Raw genomic sequence first — 11,486 nt, 5'->3', positions numbered from 1 at the left:
ACGCTCATCCGCACAATCGTCTTCGGATCAGGGCGACGTGACGGCCGATTCTGTCGACATCACGACGCCATCGCCGAAGGTAGAGCGACAGGGACCGCGACCGCGGCTTGAGATTATCGCTGAGGAGATGGAGGTAGCTCGTGCCACGGACATCCCATTGGCTCTGGCTCTGGTGCACGTGAATCGCTCTGAAATGCTGGCTGAACAAGGCCAGGACACGGTCGAGCAGGCAGAGGCGCTGCTCCTTGATGCGCTTGAAGAGATGGCCGCGGGCCAGCGCGTCGAGCGGTTTGGGGAGCTGACATATGGCATTTTCTACCAGGGCACAATCGACGATGTGGAAGCGTGGACGGTGCACACCCACCAGAAGATGCAGCGCCGCAGTGATCTGTTGAAGGGAGGCGTAAGCATCGGCGTCACGATGATGGGGCCGCGCCATAAGCACGCAAAGGCGCTCCGCACCGAAGCGATGAAGGCGCTCCACGAATCGTATAAGTCAGGGGCACCGGCACTTATCGACTGAATGCGTAAGCTGCTCTGAAGCACGCTGTCCTGAGTCTGTAGCGTTCCTCAAGGACCTCTCGTCAACGCTTCAAGCCGTACTCTCCTGCGTCCGGACCCTCCTGCGCAGGGTACAGGCCTGTCTGAAGTGAATCTCATTCCAACACAGGGAGGGCAGGCGCCCTGTCGTTCTCGCCCACCCTTTTCCTACCTTACACCTCAACCACGTCAACAGAACATACAGGGCTCGCCTTACCCGGGCTGGTTTACGGTTGGTCTACACGCTCGCTGGCCATCTGTACGGCGCGGTATGCATTGACAATGCCACCTGTAACGGAAAGTGAGCCAAACTGAACCTGGGTACCAGGCATGTCAGGGTTGTCATTGGGCAGCGTGACTTCATGGTCGGCATACGACACCGCCGACTCGAGAATGATTGCGCGCACGTCTTCAGCAGAAAGCGACGGATAGTACGACATCAGCAGTGCGGCTACGCCCGATACCATAGGTGCGGCCATGCTAGTGCCGCTGTTGAACCGGTACGCGTTGCCGGTGGTTGCAGAGTAGATGTCAGCGCCGGGTGCGAATACGTCGACGGTGGTAGCGCCGTAGTTTGAAAACGAGGCCACCAGCTCCTCATCCATTGTCCATCCCGAAGCGCCGACCTCAATCCAGTGTGTGGCGCGATCGCCGTCTTCATAGAATGGCGTGGGGAAGTTATCGCCTTCGTCGTTATCAGATGCACTGTTGCCGGCGGCATGGACCATGAGCACGCCGAGCGAATCAGCATAGCGCACCGCCGCGTCAACCGCATGCTTCTGTGGAGAGTAGCCCTTTCCAAAGCTCATGTTGATGATGTCGGCGCCGTTGTCGGCGGCATAACGAATAGCGTTGGCGACATCCTTGTCGTGCTCATCGCCATCAGGGACGGCGCGGATGGGCATGAGGCGAACAGCGGGTGCTACGCCGTCGATACGGAGCGTCGTGTCGCGTGCTGCTCCGACAATGCCCGCTACATGGGTGCCGTGTCCGGGATCGGGGCCATGCACGTCAGAATTGCCGTAATAGCGCTCCGAAAGATCGTTGTAGTCGTCGCCCACGATAGGCCGCGGGTCGAAATCTGGATTGTAGCCATACTCAACCTGTGTGGTTATCCGATCGTAAAAATCTTTAATGTCGTTGGGGGTAAGCCCCTGGTCGTAGAAAAACGTCAGGATCTCGAAGGACTGCTGCGCGCCGGGGTCGTCGGCGTCTTCCAGCCGTGCTACATCGGCGGGGGTCACCTCTTCGACATCCAGATAATTGCGCACGTAGCGGAGTACCTGCTGCACGGTTTCATGGGCCTGGCGTACGTTCTGAAGACGCTGCTGCGCCTCGTCACGATCGCTATAAAAATCGGCCTGGATGCGGTAATAGTAGTCCAGCGAGTCGCGCCCGGCGGCAGAGAGGTCGGTCGTGTCGGTCGAGGAGACCCAGTCGCTGTACGTGCGATAGAGTCGCGTAACCTCATAGGTATCGGCGTCTACGTTTTCGCCGTCTGCGTTGCCCAGGAAGTTCCACCCGTGCAGGTCATCCACATAGCCGTTGCCGTCGTCGTCGGCGCCGGTGTCTGCCACCTCGCCCTCGTTGCGCCAGATCTGCGGGGCGAGTTCATCGTGCTCGGTGTCGACGCCTGAGTCGATGATAGCGACCGTTACGGTGCGCTCGGGCCCCCGATCAGCCAGCAGGGTGGTGTGGGCGCGATAGGTGCTCAGTCCCGGATAGCCATCGGCCTCCGCATCCATATGAAACCAGGCATGGGGCGGGCGCTCGGGGGTTATGGCAAAAGTGTCGGGCTCTGGTATGGGGACCTCAAGACGGGGCGCTGGCGCTGGGGGCGTGGTGTCGGAGGGGGCTGTGGGCGAGGTGCTGGCGCATCCACCAACAAAAACGCCAAGACAGAGAACGAACAGAAGCGCAGCGGCTGCGCGCTGGAGCGAGGCAGTCATAACAGTAAATGGCGCATGGTAGAACAACAGACACCGTATGCTACCCGCAGCCGAGCAGGGTGATTCAGGGCAAGAGAGCTGATCTGCCGTGCCGGTGCGTATCAGGTGGTGGGAAGAACACAGAAGCAAAAGCGTCGTGCAAGCTAAATGCGGTGTATGAACTGCTTCATGGTAGCGCATGCCGTATGCGTCGCTGGCTCATGTCTGCACTACAGTCCCAGCGTATCTTTGTCTTGTTGCCTCTCCTGTTACCCTTTTAATTGTTTACAGTCAGCATGGATACGTACGATATAGTTATCATTGGCGGCGGCATTGTGGGCCTGGCCACCGCCTACCAGCTTACACAGACCCACCCCGAACTGCGATGTGCTATCCTGGAAAAAGAAGATGCCGTTGCCACCCATCAGACCGGACGCAACTCGGGGGTTATCCACTCGGGGGTTTTTTACACACCGGGCTCGCTGAAAGCCGAGAACTGCCGTAAGGGGCGCCAGAAGCTGGTGTCGTTCTGTGACAAGCATGGGGTAGATTACGACATGTGCGGCAAGGTGGTCGTGGCCGTTACAGACGACGAGGTGCCTGAACTGGAGCGTATTCAGGAGAAGGGACGCCAGAATCAGATTGAGTGTACACGTATCGGGCCAGAGCGCCTGCACGAACTGGAGCCGCACACGCAGGGGGTAGCTGCCTTGCACGTGCCCAGCGCAGGCATCGTGGACTACATAGGTATGGCACAGGAGCTGGCGGCTCAGGTGAAGGCTCACGGATACGACGTTTACACAGGTGCTGCCGTAGAGGCGCTCGACGTGACAGACGAGGGCGTTGTCTGTCATACCGAAAATGGTTCGGTGCGGGGGCGGCTGGCTGCAAACTGTGCGGGGCTCTACTCAGATAAGATTGCGCGCATGAGCGGGCAGGAGCCGGGGGCGCAGATCGTGCCGTTTCGGGGAGAGTACTACGAACTGGTGCGCGAGCAGCGCGGGTTGTGTAACAACCTGATCTACCCGGTTCCCAACCCTGATTTCCCGTTTCTGGGCGTGCACTTTACGCGCATGATCGACGACCGTGTTGAATGCGGGCCAAGCGCCGTACTGGCGTTTGCGCGCGAGGGCTACACATTCAGCGACGTAAACTTGAAAGAGCTATGGGAGACGGTTACGTACCCGGGATTCGTTCGGCTGAGTGCCAAGCACTGGCGGATGGGCCTCTACGAGATGGCCCAGTCGCTTAGCAAGCAGACCTATGTGCAGGCGGCGCAGCACCTCATCCCCGAAGTGACATCCGATGATCTTATCCCGTCGCCGGCCGGAGTGCGTGCCCAGGCCGTGCGCCGCGACGGATCGCTCGTCGACGACTTCCTCATTCAGGCTACCGACCGCGTGGTGAATGTGATCAACGCCGCATCGCCCGCAGCTACGGCATCCCTCCAGATCGGCCAGCACATCACCGATACATACCTTACGCCGCGCCTGCACGCCGTGAGCGCGTAAGCCCTGGGCGCTACGGTTGAGGATGAGTGGAGTGCATCGTAGTATGAAAGCAGCCTGCTGAAAGGGCCTGCTGTCTTTCTATTGCTCAAGATCACCCAAACATGCGCTCTGTCTCGATGCCACGTCTGTTACGTACATCCGTATGCACGCTGTGCTTTGCCGTTCTTGCCCTTGTACTTGTCGGACCCGCCTCGGCGCAGGAGGTCGACCTGGACTGGCTGCCGGCTTACATTGAAGAAGGGATGGCCGACTGGGGGATTCCCGGTATGGCCGTGGCTGTGGTCCATAACGACGAAGTCGTCTTTGCTGAGGGATTCGGGGTGCGCTCGCTTAACGAACCGGGAGCAGTCGACGCCCACACGGTGTTTGGCGTAGCATCGACGACGAAAGCGATGACGGCAGCCAGCCTCGCTATGCTGGTAGAGCGCGGCGAGCTCGACTGGGATACACCGGTAGTAGAGTACATGCCAGAGTTTCAGCTAAGCGACCCGTGGGTGACAGCCCGGGCGACGCCACGCGACCTGCTTGCGCACCGGGTTGGCGTGGGGCGTATGACCGGAAACCGGCTGCGTTTCTTGCCCGATCGGGAGCGTTCTGCCGTCCTCCACCAGATGCGCCACCACGACTTCGAACAGCCCTTCCGGCAGGGGTTTGTCTACTCGAACGTGATGTACTCGGCGGCTGGCGAGCTTATTCCTGCTATTACAGACACGTCGTGGGATGACTTCCTTCGCGAGCAGCTGTTCGATCCGTTGGGGATGGAGCGCACCACCACGAGCATCACACAGTTCGACCCCGACGACGAGAACATCGCAGCTCCTCATCAAGAGATCGAAGGCACAGTACGACCTATTTCGCCTCGCAACTTCGACAACGTCGGCCCCTCTGCATCGGTCAACACCAGCGTTACTGAAATGGCGCAGTGGATGCGCTTGCATCTGGGCACGCCCGGCGTATACGAAGGGCGCCGGCTCATTGACGAAGCACTGATGCGTGAGATGCACAGCGCTCAGAATCCGCTTGCTGCGCAAGACCCGTACACGGAGATGAACGCTTACGGGCTGGGGTGGAGCCTGCGCGAGCACCGTGGGCATCGTATCCTACAACACGGGGGCGCTACCGATGGCATGAATACAAACCTCGTGCTGCTGCCTGAAGAAGATGTAGGGATCGTCGTGATGACGAATACCTTCAACCGCTTTATGACGGCCGTGGGCAATGAGGTCTTGGATGCGTTCCTGGGCGAGCGCGGTACCGGCAACTGGCACCCACGCATTCGCGCAGCCTACGAGCAGCAGTACGAGGCGGCCATGGAGCGTCGCCTCCGCAAAGAGGCCCGGCGCCAAGAGGGTACCTCTCCAACATTTGCAATGGATGCGTACACCGGCACCTACACCGACGAGCTGTACCTGAATGCCGAAGTGGTTACCACCGACGAAGGGGCACTTGCCATTACGTTCTGGGACAACGAAGACATGACGCTCGATCTGGAGCACTGGCACCACGACACCTTCCGAGCCGAGTGGCGCAACCCGGCTATGCGCGAAAAGTTTGTCTGGTTCGATATGGACGACAGCGCAACCATCCAGACGCTAAATGTACGGTGGACGCTGCGTCCGGTGCTGCTACAGGTGGGTATCTACCCGACCGACTACTACCGCGAGGTGGCGTTTGAGCGCGTGCAGTAATGCTTTAACGTGCTCCCCGCACTGACTTCCCCGCACTGACTTCCCCGCACTGACTTCCCCGCACTGACTTCCCCGCACTGACTTCCCCGCACTTGACGTACAGGGGGGCTTGAGCACACGCTGTGTGTGGGGAGGATCCGGCAATCAGTTGGCAGGAACGAATGTCATGCCGTCGGGACCACTGCCCAGTTCAAGGGTGTCGAGAACGTCCCGCTCAACGAGGTCAAGCACCGTCACGGAGCCGCCGTTCATGTTTCCGACGAATGCTTTGCGGCTGTCGGGCGTAATCTGTACGCCAACGGGGGTCTCTCCGGTTGGAAGGCGGTCAACCACCTCGCGGGTTGCCACGTCGACCATTGCTATCTCATTCGCCTGAGCACAAGAGATGAGGGCCGTCGTGCCATCCGGGGTCATGTACACGCGGAGCGGGAAGCCTTCCACCTCAATCGTATCAATAATCTCCAGCGACTCAGGGTCAATAATAGAAAGGGTGTCATCGCCCCGATTGGATACCCAGAGGGCACTCCCATCCGGGGTAAGGGCAAGACCTTCAGCCCCTGCGCCGGTGGCGATATGGTCGATGACGCTTCCGCTCTCCATATTGAGCACAGTTGCTGTTCCGCTACCCATGTTTGCGGTATAGATGTAGCCTCTGTCGGGGTCAAGTTCAAGCATGTGCGTAACATCCTGATCTGTTGTCATAGTGCGGAGCACCTCACCCGTCCGGGCATCCATCTCAATTACAGCGTCGATTCCCTCTGCGGTAACGTACACGGCTTCGCCACCGGGTTCAACCATGATGCCGTGCGGTGCACTTCCCGACTCCAGCGCAATGCGGTCGACCTCCGTGCGCGTTTCCAGATCAATAATTGAGATGCTTCCCTCGCCTTCGTAATTGGCGACATATGCACGTGGTTGTGTGGGATGCACGTCGACCTCATGCGGCCCGCGTCCTACGGCGATAGTGTCAACAACGGCATAGGTCGCGCTGTCCACAAAAAACAGGACATCGTCATCTTTGTCAGCTACGAGCACCATTCCAGCCGACGCCTCCTCGGTAGCTGCTTCATTGGCGGCTGCCTCGTCGTTCTCAGGCGACTCAGTACAGGCGGCGAGTGCCCCGAAAAGAAGGAGGAGGCCGCCGATGAAAAACGCTGTGTATCGCATACTGACTATTCAACTTGAGGGTATGTAGTGTGACAGCGATTTACACGCAAAATCAAGCTGTTCGATTCACTGCGGAGTGGCCACGCGTACAGCATAGCGCCTCAGTTGCGGATAAGGCTCCTCAACAATGGTGTATAGGCGGCCTTCCGCATCCATCTGAGCAGGCTCGCCAATGTCTGGGGTCTGCGTGTCTTCCCAGACCATTGCATCCAGAAAGCGTCCATCTGAATCAAAGAGATCGATGGTGGCGCGGTACGTGGGGGAAGATGCATTCTCGTTGATCTCACGTTGGAGCTGCTCATCCGGGTCGCGCACCTCGGGCGCGTGGTAGGTAAAAGCGAGCCAGTGTCCGCTTGGCAGGACGAAGGGGCCCTTCAGGGTACTGTATCCACGGATGCGAAAGCCCCCGTTCATGTCGTAGCGCCCAACGCCCACCATGTAGTCAACTTCGCGAGTAATTGTACGCGCTGGCGTGCCCGAGGCGTCGAGGCTCCACAATGCATACTGACCAATGCCAAGCCGCCCAACCAGGGAGTCGCCGTGGACCGTAAGTCCTGCGCTGTGTGCTAATCCCTCTTCATCAACGGGGTCGTCGTGGAGGACGATCTCTGTGTCATCAACGATCGTTTGTGTGTCAAGATCAAAGCGGTAGAGGTGCTCACCTACACGTCCCCAAATGGGAGCAGCCAGTAGAAGGTACCCTTTTGAAGAGATCCCGACAAGCGCGGTAACCTGGATGTCTTCACCAACAGGGTAGGAGTCGATGTAGGAGCCGTCGGTATCGAAGTGTTCGATACGGGTTCCCATCTGATGGAGCACGTACAGGTCGGTTCCATCGAGGGCAAGCACGCGCTCTTGGAATGTGTTCTGAAACTCGCCGGGCCCCTCGCCTTCACGACCGGCAGTCCAGCGGAGCGTGCCGTCGGGGGCAAAGCTCTTGAGTTGGCTGGTTTGGCGGTCAAAGACGTACAGATAGCCCGTATCGTCTGCAACGAAGGTGCGTGCATCGCCCAGCATTGCGTCGGTACCATCGTCGGCGCCGTAGGTCTGCTCAAGATCGAAAGCGATAGGCGATGCGTCGCGGTCGGCCCACAGTCCAAGTCCGGCATTGCGGATATGAAGCACCCCATCGCGCTCTTCGATGGAGACCTCATGCGCTTCGCTTTGACACCCGACCACGAGTAGTGCCCCAAAAGCCAGGATGAGCGTGACGTAAAACCAGTGCGTTATACTGATCGGGTGATAATGAGTCATCATGAGAAGTGGTGTTTTAATACGATAGCAGTTATAAGTTAGCATGCCGGCGGACCGCACGCACGAGACCCTCCGGATCGTCGGTGCCCACCAGAAGCGGGGTGCCATTCCGAAGCACGAGCTTTACCGCCTGCGTTCCCGATACGTTGTAGAGCCAGCCTTCGGGCGTATAGCGGATGCCATAGCCGTAGTACCAGGGGTATGTGACGGGCTCGACCTTGCGGAGCGCTGCCAGCGGGATCTCTTTCGACCAAACGCCCCATCCGAAATACCAGCGAACGGTGGTGGGCGTCACCTCAACCGTGAGCGCATAGAAGATGGTGAGGGTGAGGGCAAGCAACCCAAGCACAGGGCCCCCAACCAGCCAGGAAATGTCTTGCGTGGCTATCAGGCTGGCCAGCCCAACAGCAGCAAACCCAACAACACTCAAGATGACGGTGCCGACTTGCGTATGCTGGTACCGAATCGAGGTCATGGGTAGGGCGACCAGTGCACGAACACGAGGAGCGATATACTTTAGAATGTAGCGTCAGCGAACCTGGCGTGCAAGTCTGGCTGGTGCTCTCGCCGATCACGGATCCGTGACGAGCCGCTTCAGGTACGCGCCGTATGGACTATTCCCACAGATCTCGGCGCGTTTCGCGACGGCCTCTGCGTCAATCCAGCCCTGGCGGTAGGCAATTTCTTCCAGACAGGCCACCTTCAGCCCCTGCCTCCGCTCGATGGTCGCAATGAAGTTAGTGGCCTCCCAGAGGGCATCGGGGGTGCCCGTATCCAGCCAGGCCATGCCGCGTCCGAAGCGCTCTACCGTGAGCGTGCCGCGCTGCAGGTAGGCACGGTTCACATCGGTGATCTCCAGTTCACCCCGATCTGAAGGCGTGAGCGAGGCGGCAATATCCACGACATCAGATGTGTACAGGTAGAGTCCGGTGACCGCCGTGTTGGAGGGAGGCGTTTCAGGCTTTTCGATAATGTTCGTCACCGTGCCGTCAGTATCAAAATCGACGACGCCATAGCGTTCGGGATCGCTCACTGGATAGCCGAAGATGGTGCCGCCCTGCAGCGTATCGGCGGCACGCGTTAAGCGGCGCTGCAAGCCATCGCCGTAGAAGAGGTTATCGCCGAGAATGAGCATGACGGGCGCATCCCCAATGAAGTCGGCCCCGATGCGAAAGGCATCAGCAATGCCTCGGGGGGCATCTTGCGTGGCGTACTGCAGCCGAAGTCCGCGATCGGTGCCGTCGCCCAGGAGCGCTTCAAAGTGGGGGCGATCGCGAGGCGTTGTGATGAGCAGGATATCTCGAACTCCGGCCAGCATAAGGACCGAGAGCGGATAGTAGATCATCGGCTTGTCGTACACCGGAAGCAACTGTTTACTAAGCGCCTCGGTCGCCGGATACAGACGCGTGCCGCGCCCGCCCGCCAGTACAATGCCACGCATATATGACTTTGAGTTGGATACGAGAAAGATCGATGTAGGCTACTGCACGCTTCGAATCCTACCCCGTACTCTGCATAGCAGCGGCTATGCCGTTGATGCTTAGCAGCAGGGCTTCTTGCAAGAGGGCTTCCTCATCCGCTGACCCATTCTGCGAGGCTGCGTCGTGGCGCTGCATGAGCTCAATCTGGATCAGGTTTAGCACGTCGGTATAGGGATTGCGCAACCGTATCGATTTTTTGAGTACCGGGCTGTTGTCAAAAAGCTGACGCTGGTTGGTCAGGTCGAGAAGCGCAGCATGAGCCGCATCGAAGTCCTCGTGCAGCTGTTCAGGGAACGGGGCGTCGGGGCCTGCGTCGGCGTACATATCTGCAATAACGAGGCGGGCCCGTGCCATTTCACGCTGGGCGCTGTCAACGGCGCCACGAAAGAACGGCCAGGTGCGGTAGAGGCGCTTCAAGATGTCGCGTGCATTGTCGTGGGTGCGCATCGCCTCGGCAATGCCCGCGCCAGTGCCGTACCAGCCCGGTACGTTAAAGCGCGTCTGCGTCCAGGCAAAGACCCAGGGGATAGCGCGCAGGTCGTCGAACGCCACGTCGTCGCCATCGGAGCGCGATACCGGGCGCGAGGCAATCGGCAGCTGGCTGATGTGCTCAATGGGAGTTGTTTGTGTGTACCACGACCAGAAGTCGGCATCATCGATGAGTTCGCGGTAGGCCGTTTGGGCGGTTTCGGCAAGGGTATCGAGCACTGCAACAACCTCGTCGTCGTGATGCGGGGCGTCACGGTCGGGCTCGGCCGTGGTCGTGATCATCGCGTTCACGATCTGCTCCACGTGCCGGCGGGCGATCTCGGGCAGTCCATAGCGGAACGAGATGATCTCGCCCTGCTCGGTAAAGCGGATGCGTCCGTTATGCACGCTCTGAGGCAGGCCGCGAATGGCCTGGTGCGTATGGCCGCCACCTCGCCCTACGCTGCCGCCGCGTCCGTGAAACAGGCGCTGATCCACATCGTGGTCGTTGGCGGTCTGCCCAAGCCGGTCAATCGCCTGATGCAATGCCCAGTTGGCCATCCAGTAGCCGCCGTCCTTGTTGCTATCAGAGTAGCCGAGCATGACCTCCTGAAAGCGACCGCGTGCCTGCAGGTGGGGGCGATACGCGTCGTGCGTGTACAGGTCGGTCATGCGTTCGTGCGCATGTTCAAGGTCATCGATGGTCTCAAAGAGCGGCACAAAGTCGAGCGGCGCCTGGAAGCCGGACTCGGTATGCTGCCCCCAGCCGGTTTCTTTGGCAAGCAGCATCGGCTCCAGCACGTCGCTGATCGAGTGCGTCATGCTCACGATGTAGCTACCCACTGCGTTCGCATCGATCTTGTGGATGGTATGCAGCAGGTCAAACACCTCCAGCAGCGTCGCAGCGTCTTTGGGCAGGTTTTCGGTGCTGCGCAGGAGCGGACGCGGATTGTTTAGCTCTTCCGTGAGTACGGCTTGTTTCTCCTCTTCAGAGAGCGCAGCGTAATCCGCGGTGACGCCCGCCTCACGGAGTATAGCAGCGACGGCCGACTCATGGATCTTGCTGTGCTGCCGTACATCGAGCGCAGCCAGGTGGAAGCCGAACGTGCGCACAAGCACGCGTGTGCGATGCAGCTGGCCTGTATACGCTGCATCGGCGAAGCCCTGCTCATTGAGGCTGTCGACCAGCACCTGCAGGTCGGCCAGCAAGTCGTCGGGACGGTAGGCCGAGGTGCGTGGGTCGAGGCGGCAGGCTTCGAGGGTTTCGTACGCGGTGGCCTCTTGCAGCTGTTCGAGCTGCGCCATCATGTAGCTGATCTTCTCGCGATACGGTTCGCGGTCGTAGCGGTCGGCAATCGCATCCGGCAAGCGGTCATTGGCACGGTCGGCCTCCAACGAGTCGCGGAGCACCGCGGGCAGACCGTACTGGCGGATCGACAGGCTCAGTTC

Annotated in this window: 8 protein-coding genes and 1 pseudogene; 3 read left to right on the top strand and 6 right to left on the bottom strand. The window is 59.6% G+C overall.

The window, feature by feature from the left end; all coding sequences use genetic code 11:
* Positions 1-523, top strand: a pseudogene (locus PPP56_RS04955) (hypothetical protein); the annotation flags it as partial.
* Positions 524-767: 244 nt separating this feature from the next.
* Here PPP56_RS04955 and PPP56_RS04950 read toward each other — a convergent pair.
* A complete protein-coding gene (locus PPP56_RS04950; protein WP_353562922.1) occupies positions 768-2,489 on the bottom strand; it encodes a S8 family peptidase in 1,722 nt (573 codons plus the stop codon).
* Positions 2,490-2,764: 275 nt separating this feature from the next.
* Between PPP56_RS04950 and lhgD the strand changes: the two genes are divergently transcribed.
* Complete coding sequence (gene lhgD / locus PPP56_RS04945; RefSeq protein ID WP_353562921.1) at positions 2,765-3,979, top strand: L-2-hydroxyglutarate dehydrogenase; 1,215 nt, start codon at positions 2,765-2,767, stop codon at positions 3,977-3,979.
* Between the two features lie 101 nt (positions 3,980-4,080).
* Positions 4,081-5,667 carry a serine hydrolase gene (locus PPP56_RS04940; protein WP_353562920.1) on the top strand — a complete coding sequence of 529 codons (1,587 nt, stop codon included), beginning with the start codon at positions 4,081-4,083 and terminating at the stop codon, positions 5,665-5,667.
* A gap of 144 nt (positions 5,668-5,811) precedes the next feature.
* Here PPP56_RS04940 and PPP56_RS04935 read toward each other — a convergent pair whose 3' ends face one another.
* From PPP56_RS04935 to PPP56_RS04915, 5 genes are all read right to left on the bottom strand, one after another.
* The gene (locus tag PPP56_RS04935; RefSeq protein WP_353562919.1) at positions 5,812-6,834 is read right to left on the bottom strand and encodes a beta-propeller fold lactonase family protein; all 1,023 of its coding nucleotides are present in this window, start codon (positions 6,832-6,834) and stop codon (positions 5,812-5,814) included.
* Positions 6,835-6,900: 66 nt separating this feature from the next.
* The gene (locus PPP56_RS04930; protein ID WP_353562918.1) at positions 6,901-8,091 is read right to left on the bottom strand and encodes an NHL repeat-containing protein; all 1,191 of its coding nucleotides are present in this window, start codon (positions 8,089-8,091) and stop codon (positions 6,901-6,903) included.
* A gap of 28 nt (positions 8,092-8,119) precedes the next feature.
* Positions 8,120-8,563 (bottom strand): hypothetical protein, encoded by a 444-nt coding sequence (locus PPP56_RS04925; RefSeq protein WP_353562917.1) that lies wholly within the window; start codon positions 8,561-8,563, stop codon positions 8,120-8,122.
* Between the two features lie 96 nt (positions 8,564-8,659).
* The gene (gene rfbA / locus PPP56_RS04920) at positions 8,660-9,529 is read right to left on the bottom strand and encodes a glucose-1-phosphate thymidylyltransferase RfbA (protein WP_353562916.1); all 870 of its coding nucleotides are present in this window, start codon (positions 9,527-9,529) and stop codon (positions 8,660-8,662) included.
* 58 nt (positions 9,530-9,587) lie between these two features.
* A partial coding sequence (locus PPP56_RS04915; RefSeq protein WP_353562915.1) for a phosphoenolpyruvate carboxylase occupies positions 9,588-11,486 on the bottom strand: 1,899 nt, incomplete at its 5' end.

This window comes from Longimonas sp. (assembly GCF_040409695.1).
Lineage (GTDB): Bacteria > Bacteroidota > Rhodothermia > Rhodothermales > Salinibacteraceae > Longimonas.
The sequence above is the reverse complement of the archived record's forward strand: the minus strand, read 5'-3'. Positions and strand labels throughout refer to the sequence as shown.